General features: G+C 72.8%; 15 protein-coding genes and 1 tRNA gene. 7 read left to right on the top strand and 9 right to left on the bottom strand.

The window, feature by feature from the left end; genetic code table 11:
• Positions 1–52: 52 nt before the first annotated feature.
• From B4K29_RS01440 to B4K29_RS01455, 4 genes are read right to left on the bottom strand one after another with little or no spacing between them, the layout of a single operon-like run.
• Complete coding sequence (locus B4K29_RS01440) at positions 53–898, bottom strand: MBL fold metallo-hydrolase (protein ID WP_376786868.1); 846 nt, start codon at positions 896–898, stop codon at positions 53–55.
• Positions 895–1,800, bottom strand: a complete 906-nt coding sequence (locus B4K29_RS01445; RefSeq protein WP_019285158.1) for an NUDIX hydrolase — start codon at positions 1,798–1,800, stop codon at positions 895–897. The genes B4K29_RS01440 and B4K29_RS01445 overlap by 4 nt, the downstream gene beginning before the upstream one ends.
• A gap of 7 nt (positions 1,801–1,807) precedes the next feature.
• Entirely contained in the window at positions 1,808–2,284 is a 477-nt protein-coding gene (locus B4K29_RS01450; RefSeq protein WP_286960055.1) for a RidA family protein, read from the bottom strand.
• Between the two features lie 14 nt (positions 2,285–2,298).
• A complete protein-coding gene (locus B4K29_RS01455; RefSeq protein ID WP_286960054.1) occupies positions 2,299–2,454 on the bottom strand; it encodes a hypothetical protein in 156 nt (51 codons plus the stop codon).
• Positions 2,455–2,505: 51 nt separating this feature from the next.
• Here B4K29_RS01455 and B4K29_RS01460 point away from each other — a divergent pair, with 51 nt between their 5' ends.
• A complete protein-coding gene (locus B4K29_RS01460; RefSeq protein ID WP_286960053.1) occupies positions 2,506–3,546 on the top strand; it encodes an ArsA-related P-loop ATPase in 1,041 nt (346 codons plus the stop codon).
• Complete coding sequence (locus tag B4K29_RS01465) at positions 3,543–4,718, top strand: ArsA family ATPase (protein ID WP_286966251.1); 1,176 nt, start codon at positions 3,543–3,545, stop codon at positions 4,716–4,718. Before B4K29_RS01460 ends, B4K29_RS01465 begins: the two co-directional genes overlap by 4 nt.
• A gap of 40 nt (positions 4,719–4,758) precedes the next feature.
• On the opposite strand, the gene B4K29_RS01470 is transcribed toward B4K29_RS01465, so the two are convergent.
• Positions 4,759–5,088, bottom strand: coding sequence for a WhiB family transcriptional regulator (locus B4K29_RS01470; protein ID WP_034252972.1), 330 nt, complete (start codon positions 5,086–5,088; stop codon positions 4,759–4,761).
• A gap of 186 nt (positions 5,089–5,274) precedes the next feature.
• Between B4K29_RS01470 and B4K29_RS01475 the strand changes: the two genes are divergently transcribed.
• On the top strand, positions 5,275–7,680 hold the full coding sequence (locus B4K29_RS01475; protein ID WP_029211759.1) for a penicillin-binding protein: 2,406 nt from the start codon (positions 5,275–5,277) through the stop codon (positions 7,678–7,680).
• 288 nt (positions 7,681–7,968) lie between these two features.
• On the opposite strand, the gene B4K29_RS01480 is transcribed toward B4K29_RS01475, so the two are convergent.
• Positions 7,969–8,421 (bottom strand): GatB/YqeY domain-containing protein, encoded by a 453-nt coding sequence (locus B4K29_RS01480; protein WP_029211758.1) that lies wholly within the window; start codon positions 8,419–8,421, stop codon positions 7,969–7,971.
• 89 nt (positions 8,422–8,510) lie between these two features.
• Between B4K29_RS01480 and B4K29_RS01485 the strand changes: the two genes are divergently transcribed.
• From B4K29_RS01485 to B4K29_RS01495, 3 genes are all read left to right on the top strand, one after another.
• Entirely contained in the window at positions 8,511–9,455 is a 945-nt protein-coding gene (locus B4K29_RS01485; protein WP_286960049.1) for a metallophosphoesterase, read from the top strand.
• 73 nt (positions 9,456–9,528) lie between these two features.
• A tRNA-Pro gene (locus B4K29_RS01490) sits at positions 9,529–9,605 on the top strand.
• A gap of 272 nt (positions 9,606–9,877) precedes the next feature.
• Complete coding sequence (locus B4K29_RS01495) at positions 9,878–11,032, top strand: NAD(P)/FAD-dependent oxidoreductase (protein ID WP_286960048.1); 1,155 nt, start codon at positions 9,878–9,880, stop codon at positions 11,030–11,032.
• A gap of 52 nt (positions 11,033–11,084) precedes the next feature.
• Here the strand turns inward: B4K29_RS01495 and B4K29_RS01500 are convergent, their stop codons facing one another.
• Both B4K29_RS01500 and B4K29_RS01505 read right to left on the bottom strand, forming a co-directional pair.
• Positions 11,085–11,726, bottom strand: coding sequence for a phosphoesterase PA-phosphatase (locus B4K29_RS01500; RefSeq protein WP_156911357.1), 642 nt, complete (start codon positions 11,724–11,726; stop codon positions 11,085–11,087).
• The gene (locus tag B4K29_RS01505; RefSeq protein ID WP_029211754.1) at positions 11,723–12,658 is read right to left on the bottom strand and encodes a pirin family protein; all 936 of its coding nucleotides are present in this window, start codon (positions 12,656–12,658) and stop codon (positions 11,723–11,725) included. The genes B4K29_RS01500 and B4K29_RS01505 overlap by 4 nt, the downstream gene beginning before the upstream one ends.
• Positions 12,659–12,819: 161 nt before the next feature.
• On the opposite strand from B4K29_RS01505, the gene B4K29_RS01510 reads away from it, so the two are divergent.
• A complete protein-coding gene (locus B4K29_RS01510; RefSeq protein ID WP_029211753.1) occupies positions 12,820–14,043 on the top strand; it encodes a globin domain-containing protein in 1,224 nt (407 codons plus the stop codon).
• A gap of 230 nt (positions 14,044–14,273) precedes the next feature.
• On the opposite strand, the gene B4K29_RS01515 is transcribed toward B4K29_RS01510, so the two are convergent.
• Positions 14,274–15,182 carry a DUF559 domain-containing protein gene (locus B4K29_RS01515; RefSeq protein ID WP_239264240.1) on the bottom strand — a complete coding sequence of 303 codons (909 nt, stop codon included), beginning with the start codon at positions 15,180–15,182 and terminating at the stop codon, positions 14,274–14,276.
• Between the last annotated feature and the right edge of the window lie 88 nt (positions 15,183–15,270).

Consider the following 15,270-nt stretch of genomic DNA (forward strand, 5'->3'; position numbering starts at 1 on the left):
CTTCTCGCTGTCTCAGCGGGCCTTTTATCGTTCAACGTGCCCTCGCGGGTCGCTACCCGTCGGTGACGGCCGCGGCATCAGGGCTGGTGGGCAGGTAAGCGATCTGGGCGAGCACGCTGAGCCGGGCCGCGGGCCAGACCTCGCGCGGCACGTCGGCATACACCCGCTCGACCACCTCGTCGGCGGTGGTGTCTCCGGCGGCGAGGGCGGCGCGCACCTGGTCGAGCCGGTCGGCGCGGTGCCGCAGGTAGTAGGCGACGGCCTCGTCCGCCGCGTCGACCGTCGGCCCGTGCCCGGGCAGGATCCGGGTGACGGCGCCGCTGCCGGTCAGCGACCGGAGGCGCCGCAGCGAGGCGAGGTAGTCGGCGAGCACGCCGTCGGGGTGCGCCACGACCGTGGTGCCGCGACCCAGCACGGTGTCGCCGGTCAGCACGGTGTTGTCGGCCGGGAGCACGAAGGACACGGAGTCGGACGTGTGGCCCGGCGTCGCCAGGACGGCCACCTCGAGGTCACCGACGTGCAGCACCGAGCCCTCGCGCAGGTCGTGGTGACCGTCCCCGATCGCCTGCACCCGGGTGCCCGTGAGCTCGGCGAACCTGCCTGCACCCTCGGCGTGGTCGGCGTGGCCGTGGGTAAGCAGGGTGTGGGTGACGCGGGCGCCGCGCTCCTCGACGAGCGAGATCACGGCGCGCAGGTGCTGCTCGTCCAGCGGCCCTGGGTCCACGACCGCCACGGCACCGCTGCCCGGCTCCGCGAGCACCCACGTGTTGGTGCCGTCCAGGGTCATCGGGCTGGGGTTGGGGGCGAGGACACAGGTTGCCCGCGAGGTCACGGCACCGCCGAGCCAGGGCGTGGCGGTCGGTGGCGGCTGCACCAGGCGGGTGCCAGGGGCGGTCACGAGCGGGCTCCGGTGTCGGGCACCCGAGCGCGCATCCAGATCCGCCCCTCGTCGTCCTCGACCAGGTCGGGCGAGATCGACCAGACCAGGGGCTCCTCGGCGACGAACGAGGCCGAGGACGCGGCGCCCGCCAGCTGCTCGACAGCCACCAGGGTGGGCGGCAGCATGAGCACCGAGCCGTCACGCGCGCCGGCGAGCACGTCCGCCGGACGCCACCACCCCGCGGCGTCGGCCTCGGAGGTCGCGTCGTCGGGGACCTGCCCGACCGGCAGCAGCGCCGCGAAGAACGCCGTGTCGTAGCGCCGCGGCTCGAACTCCGGGGTCACCCAGTGAGCGCGATAGGACAGCAGGTCGGACCGCAGCACGAGCCCACGGCGCCGCAGCAGCTCGGTGAACGACAGCTCGCGGGCCTCGAGCGCGACCCGGTCGGCGTGCCACCCCGCGTCGCGCACGTCCTCGACGACGGTGGTCGCGTCGGGCCCCGCCAGCAGCACCCCGCACTCCTCGAACACCTCGCGCACCGCGGCCACGACGAGCTGCTGGGCGACGTCGTCGGGGCAGTCCATCCGAGCCGCCCAGGACGCGGGCGAGGGCCCGGCCCAGTGCTCGGCGACCAGGGCGGGGTCGGCGTCGCGCGGGTCCACCCCGCCGCCGGGAAAGACCATCATGCGGGGGGCGAACGCCATCGAGGCGACACGGCGCAGCATGAACACCTCGACGCCGCACGATGACTCGTCGTCGGCGGCCCCGCTCACGGACGCGTCGCGGACCAGCTGCACCGTGGCGGCATACCGCGGGACCTGGTGCCGACGCACCTCGGCGTCGCCGTCGAGCCACGCGCGGGCGCGCGTCCCGAGCCCGCCCGCGGGGAAGTCGCGCACGACCCCGCCCTGGTCGCCCATCACGTCCTCAGTCGTCGGCGAGCGCGACGGTGATCTCGACCTCGACCGGCGCGTCGAGCGGCAGGACGGCCACCCCGACCGCGGACCGCGCGTGCACCCCGCGGTCGCCGAAGGCATGCCCGAGCAGCTCGCTCGCGCCGTTGACGACGCCGGGCTGGCCGGTGAAGGACGGGTCGCTCGCGACGAACCCGACCACCTTGACGACCTGCGCGACCTGGTCGAGGTCACCCACGACCGACTTCACGGCGGCGATGGCGTTGAGGGCGCACACCTGCGCGAGCTCCTTGGCGCGCTCGGGGCTCACGAGCCCGTCGCCCTCGCCGACCTTGCCGGTCTCGGCGAGCGAGCCCTGGACCATCGGCAGCTGCCCGGAGGTGTGGATGCGCCGGCCGTCGCGCAGCGCCGGGACGTAGGCCGCGACGGGGGCGGCGACGTCGGGGACGCTGAGCCCGAGCTCGGCGAGACGATCCTCGACTGCACTCATGGCGCGACTCCTCGTCAGTCCTGCTTGGGGCGCTTGAGGTAGGCGACGAGGTTGCCCTCGCCCGACTGCAGGACGGTGACGAGCTCCCACCCGTCCTGCCCCCACTGGTCGAGGATCTGCTTGGTGGCGTGGACGATCAACGGCACGGTGGCGTACTCCCAGGTGGTCATGCCCGCACTCTAGCGACCACGGCCGAGGGTCACAGCACTAGCATCAGCCGTATGCCGACCGCGCCCACCCCCGACCTCTGGCCGGACGCCTGGCGCGAGGCCCGGCTGCACGTGGTCACCGGCAAGGGCGGCACCGGCAAGACGACGGTGGCGGCGGCGATGGCCACGGCGCTGGCCGAGTCCGGGCGCCGGGTGCTGCTGGCCGAGGTCGAGCAGCGTCAGGCGTTGGCCCCCGTGCTCGGGTGCAGCCCGCTCGACGACCACGAGCGCCTGGTGCACGTGACGCCGGCGGGCGGCGAGCTGCACGCGCTGGCGGTCGATGCGCGGGCCTCGCTGATGGAGTACCTCCGCGTCCACTACCACCTCGGCCCCGCCGGGACGGTGCTGGACCAGGTGGGTGCCGTCGACCTGGCGACCAGCATCGCGCCGGGCCTCGGGGACGTGCTGGTGATGGGCAAGCTCTACGAGGCCACCCGCCGCACCCCCCGCCACCAGCGGCGTCGCGGCACGCCCGAGAGCTATGACGTGGTCGTCGTGGACGCGCCGCCGACCGGTCGGGTGGTCCGCTTCCTCGAGGCCAACGCCGAGGTCGCCGACCTGGCGCGCGTGGGGCCGATCAAGGCGCAGGCCGACGCGGTCACGGCGGTCGTCCACTCGGACCAGACCGTGGTCCACCTCGTGACGGTCCTCGAGGAGATGCCCGTGACCGAGACCGTCGAGGCGATCACCGAGCTGCGGGCCGCGGGCCTGCGCACGGGTCTGCTCGTGGTCAACCAGGTCCGCGACGACGGGCTCGGCGAGGACGACCTCGACGCCTTCCACGCGGCGGTCGACGGCGACGTCGACCTGACGGCCATCGCCGAGGAGCTGCGCGCGGCGCAGGTCCCCGACCCCGACGAGACCGCCCGCCGGCTCCTCGAGCACGCCCGCGGTCACGCCGAGCGACTCCTGGCCGAGGGCGAGCAGCAGGAGATCCTCGACGCCCTGGAGCTCCCCACCGTCCTGCTGCCCACGCTCGAGGGCGGCGCCGGTCCGCGCACCCTCCCCCGGCTCGCGGCCGCGCTCACCTCGCAGGTCGGAGCGCTCGTATGACGACCCCGCCCCGCCCCGGCGCCCGGCATACGGCCTCGGACCTCGCCGCCCTGGTCCGGGACCCGGCCACCCGCGTGGTGCTCTGCTGCGGCTCGGGCGGGGTGGGCAAGACCACGACGTCCGCGGCCCTCGCCCTGCACGCCGCCGAGGCCGGGCGCCGCGTGGTCGTGCTCACCATCGACCCGGCGCGCCGGCTCGCCCAGTCGCTCGGGCTGTCCGAGCTCGACGACCGCCCCCGGACCGTGGTCGGCATCGACGAGACGCGGGGCGGGCGCCTGGACGCGATGATGCTCGACATGAAACGGACCTTCGACGAGGTCGTCGTGGCGCACGCGACGCCGGAGGCCGCCGAGCAGATCCTCGCCAACCCCTTCTACCAGTCGGTGTCGAGCTCGTTCGCGGGCACGCAGGAGTACATGGCGATGGAGAAGCTCGGCCAGCTCCGCACACTGGCCGAGCGCGACGGCACGTGGGACCTGATCGTCGTCGACACGCCCCCGAGCCGGTCCGCGCTGGACTTCCTGGACGCGCCCGAGCGGCTCGGGTCCTTCCTCGACGGACGGCTGATCCGGCTGCTCACCGCCCCCGCACGACTCGGGGGACGGGTCGGCGTGCGGGCGCTCGGGGGCGGGATGGCGCTGGTGTCGGGGGTGCTGTCCAAGGTGCTGGGGACGCAGCTGCTCGGGGACGTGCAGACCTTCGTGACGGCGCTGGACACGATGTTCGGCGGCTTCCGCGAGCGCGCCGAGCAGACCTATGCCCGGCTCTCGGAGCCGGGCACGGCGTTCGTGGTGGTGGCGACGCCCGAGGTGACGGCGCTGCGCGAGGCGGACTACTTCCTGCGGCGCCTGCGGTCCGAGGGGATGCCGGCCGCCGCGCTGGTCCTCAACCGGCTCGTGCGCCCAGCGACGGGGACGCTGGACGCACGAGGGGCGGACGCGGCCGCGGAGCGCCTGACGGGAGGGAGTCAGGAGGCTGGGGCGGCCCGGGCGGCCCGGGCACTGCTGCGGGTGGGGGCTGCGTCGGACCGGGTGGCGGAGCGCCACGCGCAGGTGCTGGCGGAGCTGCGGTCGAGCCGCCCCGGCCTGCTGGTCAGCGTGGCGGCCGCGGAGGCGACGGACGTGCACGACCTCGCCGCGCTGCGGCGGGTGGGGGCGTCCCTCGCGGGCTGACGCACCCTCGTCGAGCCGGTCGGCGTGCGTGAGGTGCGGGTCAGGCGACCTTGTTGGGGTTGCTGCGGTTGAGCATCGCCTCGAGCACGGGACGCCACGACTGGACGTCCGGGCGGCGCTTGAGCAGGGCACGGCGCTCGCGCTCGGTCATGCCGCCCCACACACCGAACTCCGTGCGGTTGTCGAGGGCGTCGGCCAGGCAATCGGCGATGACCGGGCACCCGACGCAGATCTGCTTGGCCTGCTGCTGGGCGGCTCCCTGGACGAACAACGCGTCGGGGTCCTGAGCCACGCAGTTGCCGAGCGGTGCCCACTCCTGGATCCACTGCTGGCCGGCGCGCTCACCAGAGCGCGCAGTCAGAACAGTCATGTCGAAAGCCTCCCAGTCTTCACCCGTAAGGGTAGGTGTTCTTCGGTTCGCGACACATGGCTCGTCCGGGGGGTTACGGTCGATCACAAGGACTAGTCACACGTGCTGCGGTTGGTGTCTTCTGTGCTGTAAACGCGCCCCCCGGCGGTGAGTTACGGGTGGAGCGAAAAAAAGTACGCTGGGCCCATGAAGCAGGGACGACTGAGCGCCATCCCCACCGTGATGAGCCTGTTGGCGGCATTCCTCGCCGTCTCCGTGGTCGGTGGGTTCCTCGGGGCGGGGCTGCTCATCCCAGCCACGGCGATGATGGGGACCGTCGTCAAGTCCGGCACGGAGGTCTACGAAGCTCTTCCCACGGAGTTCACCTCCGTGGTGCCTCAGCAGCAGTCCGAGCTGCTCGCCTCCGACGGCAAGACCGTCATCGCCACGCTCTACAGCGAGAACCGCATCGTCGTGCCGCTGAGCGCGATCTCGCCGTGGATGCAGAAGGCGCAGGTGTCGATCGAGGACCACCGCTTCTACGAGCACGGGGGCGTCGACCTCGAGGGCATCGGCTCGGCGGTCGCCGGCGCGGCGCTGGGCGGGACCGCCCGCGGCGCCTCGACCCTCACGCAGCAGTACGTCAAGGTCACCCTCGAGAAGGCTGCCCTGGATCGCGGCGACACCAAGGCGGCCAAGGCGGCCAAGGCCGTGACGGCCTCCCGCAAGCTGCAGGAGCTCAAGTACGCCGCCCAGGTCGAGAAGGAGATGACCAAGGAGCAGATCCTGCAGAACTACCTCAACCTGGTCTACTTCGGGGACCAGGCGTATGGCGTGGAGGCCGCTGCGCGGCACTACTTCAGGACCACGGCGGCCAAGCTGACGATCCCGCAGGCCGCGACCCTCGCCGGTGTCGTCCAGCAGCCGGGCGCCAACGACCCCGTCAAGAACCCCAAGGCCGCTCTCACCCGCCGCAACGTCGTGCTGGACGCGATGCACCGGTACGGCTACATCGACGCGACCCAGCTCAAGACCGCCAAGGCCTCGCCCCTGGGTGTCATCAAGGCCGACCCGCCCAAGAACAGCTGCGCCGCGTCGAGCTACCCCTACTGGTGCAACTACGTCGTCAACTACCTCAAGACGCTGCCGGCCTTCGGCACGCAGCCCAACGAGCGCGAGGGTCGGATCCGCCGCGGCGGCTACCGCATCGTGACGACCCTCGACCCCGACCTGCAGGAGCGCGCCGCCGAGTCCATGGGCCGGATCATCTCGCCGCAGGACTACCCGACGTTCGGCGCGGCCGCGACCACGATCGAGTCCAACACCGGCAAGATCCGCGCGATGGTCCAGTCGACGAGCTACAACCCGACCGGCAAGCCGGAGCCGGGCAAGACCCAGGTCAACTGGGGCGCGGACTTCCGCTACGGCGCCTCGGGCGGCTTCAGCGTCGGCTCAACCATGAAGCTCTTCGCCGTGATCGAAGCCCTCAAGCAGGGCAAGGGCGAGAGCTATGTCATCCCGGACATCCGCCCCCCGGGCACCCCCTGGTACCCCCGTGACTTCCAGAACGGCTGCACCACGGGTGCCGGCGCGCCCTGGACACCGGGCAACGCCGAGGGTGACGACCCCCCGCCCGGAGCGGACATCGGGATCGCCACGCGCAACTCGATCAACACCGCCTTCGTCGCGCTGGCCGCCGACATCGGCACCTGCAACATCCGCAACACGGCGCTCGCCATGGGGATGCACAACTCGCGCCGCTCGGCCGAGGACGGCTCCCAGGACGGCAAGCCGCTCAGCACCTATCCCCCCACCCTGCTCCTCGGTGAGGACGCCAGCCCCGAGACCATGGCCCAGATGTACGCCATCGTCGCCAACCGCGGCATCTCCTGCCCCAACACGCCGCTCGAGTCGGTCACCGACAGCGACGGCAAGAAGGTCGACCTGCAGCTGCCGGGATGCCGCCGCGTGCTGGAGGAAGGCATCGCCAACCAGGCCGCCGGGATCTTCCAGACCGTCATGACCGAGGGCACGGGCCGTCCCGTCCAGATCGGCCGCCCGTCCATCGGCAAGACCGGCACCGACGCCGACAACGAGACCTGGTTCGTCGGCGCCACCCCGCAGTACTCCACCGCCGTCTGGGCGGGCACCCCCGACCAGAACAACGGGTCCTGGGCCCGCATGCGCCTGCACTCCGTCGACGGGAACGCGCGCTACTACCCGAAGGCCATGGGCTACCTGATCCCCGGCCCGATCTGGCAGGGCGTCATGCGGGCCGCGCACGACGGCAAGCCGGTCGTTCCGTTCGGCCAGGCCGCTCAGCCCGCCGACGACGGACGCACCGTCGACATCCCGGACGTCCGGGGCATGTCGGTCGACGAGGCCACGAGCGCGATCGAGGCGGCCGGCTTCCGGGTCACCGTGGGCGGTCGCGTCGCCAGCGGCTACCCCCGCGGCACGGTCGCCCGCACCCGCCCGACGGATCGCGCCCCCAAGGGCAGCGCGGTGACGCTCCGCATCTCCACCGGCGTCCGCTCGACCCCCCGCGCGCCCACCGCCAACCGCGCGGCCGCACCCCCAGCAGCACCCCCCGCGGCTCCCCCGGCGCCCTGACCTACCTCAGGTAGGCACATCAGCCCGCCTTAGCACCCGGGTCGGGCGGATGAAGCACAGGACGAGCCCGTATGCCGAGGCGCCCGCCCCCACGTGGGGGCGGGCGCCTCGCGCGTGCTGCGCCGGTGGCGGCGACCGGTTCCTGTGGCGACGGCCAGTGCACGCGGCGTGCTGCAGCACGCCACAACCGCCATCCGGTGCCACGGCCGCTGCTGGACACCACGAACGCCAGAACCTCGACGACGACGACGACCGGGCGGAGCGGCGCGGTCCGGGAGCGGCGACCCGTCAGGAGGCGAGGGCCCGCTTCACGGCTGCGGCGATCCGTCCGCCCTCGGCCTGCCCCGCCGCCTTGGCCTGGGCGGCCTTCATGACCTGGCCCATCTGCGGCATACCGGTCGCGCCCGTCTCGGTCACGGCCTCGGCGACCAGCGCGTCGATGGCCGCGTCGTCCAGCTGCGCCGGCAGATAGCCCTCGAGCACCGCGCGCTCGGCCTCCTCGACCTCCGCGAGCTCCGGCCGTCCCGCCGCCTGGTAGGCCTCGACCGCGTCCGTCCGCTTCTTGGCCTCCTTGGTCAGGACCTTGAGGACGTCGGCATCGGTCAGCTCGTGGTGCTCCCCCGCCACCTCGGCGGTCGTCACGGCGGTCAGCGCCATGCGCAGCGTGGCGGTGCGGACCTGGTCGCGGGCGCGCATCGCCTCGGTCAGGTCGTGCTGGAGGGTCTGCTTCAGAGTGCTCATGGGCACCAGTGTCCTCCCCCGCCACCGTGCGGTCACCCGAGATGACGTCGGGCCGTCATACGGGCTGGATGTCTGGGAGCATGGCCGTGATGAACACTCTCGCGCGCACCCTCACCGGCGTCACCGCGGCCGGAGCCGCCACCCTCGCGTATGCCTCGTTGGTCGAGCGCAACTCCTTCACGCTGCGGCGGGTCACCGCGCCCGTGCTGCCGCGTGGCTCCGCCCCCTTGCGCGTCCTGCACGTGTCCGACATGCACCTGGTGCCGTCGCAGCGGCGCAAAATCGAGTGGGTGCGCTCGTTGGACGCGCTCGAGCCGGACCTGGTGATCAACACCGGCGACAACCTCGCCCACCTCCAGGCCGTGCCCGCGGCGCTGGACGCGATGGGCTCGCTGATGGAGCGGCCGGGCGCCTTCGTGATGGGGTCCAACGACTACTTCGCGCCGGTCATCAAGAACCCCTTCCGCTACTTCACCTCCGACCATGCCCGCGTCGAGGGCGATCGCACCCGGCTGCCGACGCAGGACCTCGTGCGCGGCTTCGAGAACGCCGGCTGGCTCAACCTCAACAACCGCCGCGGCCACCTGAGCGTCGAGGGCCTGGACCTCGAGCTGGTCGGCGTCGACGACCCGCACATCGAGCGGGACCGGTATGACGAGGTCGCGGGGCCCGCCGACCCCGACGCCGCCCTCACGATCGGGGTGGCGCACGCGCCGTACCTGCGCACGCTGGACGCCTTCACGCGCGACGGTGCCGACCTGGTGATGGCCGGTCACACGCACGGCGGGCAGGTGTGCGTCCCGTTCTACGGCGCGCTGGTCACCAACTGCGACCTCGGCCGCGAGCGGGTCAAGGGCCTGTCCCGCTGGTGGCCCGGCTGCGACAACGCCCCGTCGTCCGAGGCGCCCGACGACGCCGCGTGGCTGCACGTGTCGGCGGGCTTCGGCACGTCCCCGACCGCGCCCGTGCGGTTCGCCTGCCGTCCCGAGGCGACCCTGATCACCCTGCGCGCGCGGGACCGGGCTCGGGACTGACGGCGCCGGTCGGCGTCGGACCGGACCGATTCGTGTCCGGGGGCGTTCGTCGGCTATCCTCGGTCAGTCAACACGGGGTGTGGCGCAGCTTGGTAGCGCGCGTCGTTCGGGACGACGAGGTCGCAGGTTCAAATCCTGTCACCCCGACCAGTTGAGCAACCGGCTCTGATCCGCGGCAACGCGGGCCAGGGCCGGTTTTCTTCTCTCCCAGCGCCGGGACCGGGTGGCCATTCGTGCGCTCGGAGCTCCCGTAGGTCCGGATCTGAGCCTCCGGATCGCGCGTTCGTGAGCTGCGAGCGCGGGGATGCCCGAGGACGCGGGCCGGATGATGGGGCCCAGCCGGGGTATGCGATCGAGGCACACAGGGTCGGCGCACCGCGACCGCGCCTCCCGAGGACACGCATCGAACGAGCGGAGCCGCCATGAGCCACGGACTGGTCGTCGTCGGATCGGGACCTGCGGGGGTGAGGGCCGCCCAGGCCTATCGCGATGCCGGTGGCCCCGGGCCGGTGCTGGTCGTGACGGCGGACGGGCATCCGCCATACCAGCGGCCCCCGCTCAGCAAGGACGTCCTGCGCGGGGATCTGCCCCCAGAGCCGGTCGCGATCGACGACGCCGACCCCGAGCTCACCGGGATCACCGTCGAGCTCGGCGCCCACGTGGATCGCATCGACCCCGACGCCCGGGTGATCCACGCCGGGGGCCGTGAGATCCCGTATGACGCACTGGTGCTCGCCTCGGGGGCCACCCCCGTCCGGCTGCCCACCGCAGACCCCGACGCGGACGTGCACCTGCTGCGCAGCCTCGCCGACGCCGAGCGCCTGGTGGAGGCGGCGAGCCATGAGCGGTCGGCGGTCGTGATCGGGTCGGGGTTCATCGGCTGCGAGGCGGCCGTCTCGCTGGCCCGGCGCGGCATCGACGTCACGATCGTCACGACCGAGCAGGCGCCCCAGGCCGCACGGCTCGGCGACCGGGCGTCGCGGCTGCTCCAGGACTGGCTGGTCGAGGAGGGCGTCGCGCTGGTCACCGGCGTGGAGGTCACGAGCGTGCGGGCGCCGCGCGAGGTGCACCTGTCCGACGGCACGACGCGCTCCCCCGACCTCGTCCTGGCTGCGCTGGGGGTCGCCCCGTCGACGGACTACCTTGCGGGGACGGGGATCTCGACGCACGAGGGGCGCGTGGTGGTCGACGACCGGCTACGCACCTCGGTCGACGGCGTCTGGGCGGCCGGCGACGTGACCCGCGCCCACAACGCCGCCGCGGGGCGTCCGCTGCACGTCGAGCACTGGGGCGACGCGCTGACCATGGGCGAGATCGCGGGGCGCAACGCCGCAGGTGGGGACGAGTCCTGGACCGCGGTGCCGGGCTTCTGGTCGCAGATCGGTGACCGGTGGCTCAAGCACGCGGCGTGGGGCGACGGCTTCGACGAGGTCCGGGTCGCTGAGCGGCCGGGGGGGCTCACCGTCTGGTATGCCCAGGACGGGATCGTCGTCGGGGCGCTGACCTACGAGGCGGACGACGACTACGAGCGGGCGGAGCAGCTGGTCACCGAGGGCGCCTCGATCGACGACGTCTGACGCTGGCCTGGCCTGGCTGCCCGGCCCGGCCTGGCGGCGCTGGACGGGCGACTCAGATCGTCGTGTGGTCGATCAGGGCGGTGACGAGCACCCCCACCACCAGACCCACCGCGACCTGCGCGCGGCTGTGCCTGCCCGCACGGACCCGAGCCCAGGCGGCGAGCGCCAGCACGGGGACCCCCACCAGCAGGAACCCCGGGCCGAGCTCGCGCGTGAGCACCACGACGGACACCGTGGTCACGGCGGCGTGGAAGGACGCCTTGTGCCACCGGGACACGCCGCCGAGGACGAGCAGGCCCACCAGGACCGTCGCGACCAGGGCGACGAGCGGGCGGGGCGCGCCGACGAGGGCGAGCGTCACCAGCCCCACGACCACCGAGGCGAGCGCCGCGAGGAGCGGGATCCGGCGCTGCTCACGGATCACCACCTGACGGTCCGTGACGTGCCCGCGACCGACGAGGGCGGCCAGGACGGCATACGGCACGACCACGCAGAAGGTGGTGGCGGCCACCGCCCACCCCAGCCCGCTCGCGACCGTGGGGCTGTGGCGCAACGAGACCACCAGCGCCAGCACGAGCGTCTGCCAGCTCGGGTCGAGCACCCGCCCGACCACGTCGGCCCAGCGGGACGGTGGCGCACCGAGCAGGCGCACGACGTCCGGGTGGCCGTCCCAGGGGTCCTTCGTGGAGCTCATGACCGCCGGGGTGGGCGCGGGCGCATGGGCGCTGCCGGCAGGGTGGGGGCGGGCAGGACGGACGTGGCCGGCCATCCCGGCACCGCACCGAACCGCTCAGGACGGTCACCATCGTCGTCCGCGCCGATCGCCGTCATCCAGTCCGCGCGGGCGGCGCGCACCTCCTCGTCGCTGCCACCGACGAAGTTCCACCACATGACGAGGGACTCGTCCATCGGCTCCCCGCCGATCAGCAGCAGGCGCGCTCCGTGGGCCCCGGCCCGCACGCCGAGGTTGGTGCGTCCCGCGTCGAGGAGCCGGAGGCTGCCGGGCGCGACGACGTGCCCGTCGACGACCACGACCCCGCAGTCGACGAGGACCGCGTGCTCGTATGCCGGGTCCAGCCGCACGGCGCGCTCCGCCTCGGGACGGACGACGAGCTCCGCTGCCACCGTGGGCGACTCGACCTCGACGGGAGACGTGACCCCCTGGAGCGATCCGATCGCGACGCGCAGCGTGCCGTGCTCGTCCTGCTCGGGCGTGGGGGCGTGGTGCTCGAACCGCGGTGCCACGCCCCGGGATCCGCTGGGCAGGGCCAGCCACAGCTGGGCGCCGCGCAGGGTCGTCGTGGCGTCCGTCGAGACCTCGGAGTGGGCGATGCCGTCGCCGGCGGTCATCAGGTTGAGCTCACCGGGACGCACGACCACCGAGGTGCCGAGGCTGTCGCGGTGCTCGAGCTCCCCGTCGAAGAGCCAGCTCACCGTGGCCAGCCCGATGTGCGGGTGGGGCGGCAGGAGCATCCCGCCGGTGACCGCCACGTCGTCGGGCCCGTAGTGGTCGACGAAGCACCACGGCCCCACCAGGGTCCGGTCACGGTGGGGCAGCGTGCGGCGGACGGTCATGGCCCGCGGGCCGCCGAGCGGAACGAGTCGAGGCGCCAGGGCGTGCGTCATACGAAGTCCATTGCCCCAGAACGGGTCAGAGGGAGACGCATGAGGGAACCATGCCACTCCGAGGGGCGACTGCCAAGCGAAGGCGTTACGCTGACCTTTGTTCCTCTAAATCCCGTAATTACTCCCCGGCGCTGACGCCGGGACGCGAGGAGAATCCCCACATGTTGTCACCGCAGTCCACCGAGACCGTCAAGGCCACGGCCGGCGTCGTCGCCGAGCACGCCGAGGAGATCACCAAGCGGTTCTACCCGCACATGTTCGAGGCGCACCCCGAGCTGATGCGGGTGTTCAACAAGGCCAACCAGGCCATCGGTGAGCAGCCCAAGGCGCTGGCCGCGTCGGTCGTCGCCTACGCCGTCCACCTGATCGACCCGGCCGCCCCCGACTTCACGCCGATCATGCAGCGCATCGCGCACAAGCACGTCTCGCTCGGCATCAAGTCCTACGAGTACACCATCGTCGGCCACCACCTCATGTGGGCCATCGGCGACGTCCTCGGCGACGCCGTCACCCCCGAGATCGCCTCCGCGTGGGACGAGGTGTACTGGCTGTTCGCGTGCCAGCTCATCGCGGAGGAGGGCAAGCTCTACGCCCTCGGCGGGACCGACCCCGAGCACCCCTATCGCCCCTACACCGTGGTCGAGCGCGACGACGAGACGCCCGAATCCTTCTCACTGGTCATCAAGCCCGCGGAGGGGGAGCTGCCGTCCCACCGCACCGGTCAGTACGTCGGCGTCGCCGTGGACCTGCCCGGCGGCGAGCGCCAGCCGCGGCAGTACACCATCTCCGGCGTGCCCGGGCGTGAGGCCTTCCGCCTCACCATCAAGCGCGTGCACGGCGCCGACGACGTGCCGGACGGCCAGGTCAGCAACTGGCTCGCGGACAACGCGCAGGTCGGGACCGTCCTCGAGGTCTCCCAGCCCGCCGGCGACGTCGTGCTCGAGGAGTCCGAGGCACCGCTGGTGCTCGTCTCCGCGGGCATCGGGATCACCCCGATGGCGGCGATCCTCGAGGACCTGTCCCAGCGCCAGCCGCACCGCTCGATCCGCGTCTTCCACGCCGACCGCTCGCACTCCACGCAGGCGCTCTACACCTCCATGCGCGGGCAGGCCGAGGCGATGAACGACGTCGTCGGTCAGTTCTGGTACGAGGAGGAGGCGGAGTCCGCCCCCACCATCCACCCCGCCCGGCCGGGCCTGATGGACCTGTCCGACGCCGAGATCCCCTCGGGCGCCAAGGTGTTCATGTGCGGCCCGCTGCCGTTCATGCAGGTCGTGCGGCGCACCCTGATCGACAAGGGCGTCGCGCCCGAGGACATCAGCTACGAGGTCTTCGGCCCCGACCTGTGGGCGCAGAACCCCGACAACGCCGACAACGCGGCCTGACCCGCGTCCTGCCGGCCGGCGGCCCGTCCACCTCGTGTGGGCGGGCCGTTGGCGTGCGTGCGTCCGGCGGGCGGGCGTGCGTGCGGCCGGCGGGCGTGCGGCCGGCGGGCGAGCCGGCACTGTGGTCGCTCCCGCGCGACCAACTGCTGCAGATAGGGGGTCACGTTCGCACCTAGTCATTGTGCTGCAACGGAATTCGTCGGTGACGCCATCCGATGTGCAGCAGTTGGTCACAGTGGGCGGCGGCGACGCCCCGGACGCGGGGGGACGGGCGGGGAGATGCCGTCCCTCCCGTCGAGGACGTGCGTGAAGCACCACTCGACGAAGTCGCGGTCGATCATCACCTGCTCCCAGCTGAACCGCAGGACCGTCCACCCCCACACGACGAGCTCGTCGTAGCGGCGACAGTCACGATCCAGGGCCCGGCGATCGCCGTGCCAGGCGAACGAGTCGGCCTCCACGGCGAGCCGCAGGGCGGGGTCACCCAGATCCACGACCGCGAACAAGCCGTGATCCACGATCTGCAGCTGGGTCGACAGGTCGAGGCCGCGGTCGAGGGAGATGACCCGCAGCACCGTCTCCATCGGACCGGACGAGCCACCGTCTGCCTGCTGCGCCACCCGCCTCAGCGCCCGGGCACCTGGCCCTCGCGCGCGGCGTGCGAGCGAGACCAGGTCGTCCGGGGTGACCAGGCTCGAGCGCAAGGCGGAGTCCGCGACGCACAGCGCCTCCTCGAACGGCAGGTCGCGTGCGCAGTCCACCACCGTGCGCAGGGGCGTGGTGACTCCCTGCGCGTGGTCGCCCGGCCCCAGGTGCCGGAGCCTGATCTCGCAGCAGTCCTCGTCCGCCCGGGTCACGTGGTGCGTGCGCGGCACCGTGACCTGCGGACGCGCCGGCGGGGTGCGCACCTTGAACCCGTGATGCACCGCGGCGCTGAGGTGCGACACGACCCCGTGGTGCCGCTCCGCCTCGCGCCGCGCGGCGTGAAGTCCGGGCGTGGCATAGCGGTCGCGGCTCAGGCGCTCGACCTCGCCACGCGTCATCGCTGCGGTGACGGCGCGGCGGGTGACGTGCGGCTGCAGCTCGGACCACGTCGCGACGTGCCCCAGCTCGGCGATCATCTCGGCAACGGTGCGCATCGGACCAGCATGCCCAGGTCCGGCGGGCGGCCGAGCGCGTCATCCACAGGACCCTGGCCCGCCTCGTGTAAGAGTCCCGTGGAGTGGT

The organism is Arsenicicoccus sp. UBA6765 (assembly GCF_002453335.1).
Classification (GTDB): Bacteria; Actinomycetota; Actinomycetes; order Actinomycetales; family Dermatophilaceae; genus Arsenicicoccus; species Arsenicicoccus bolidensis.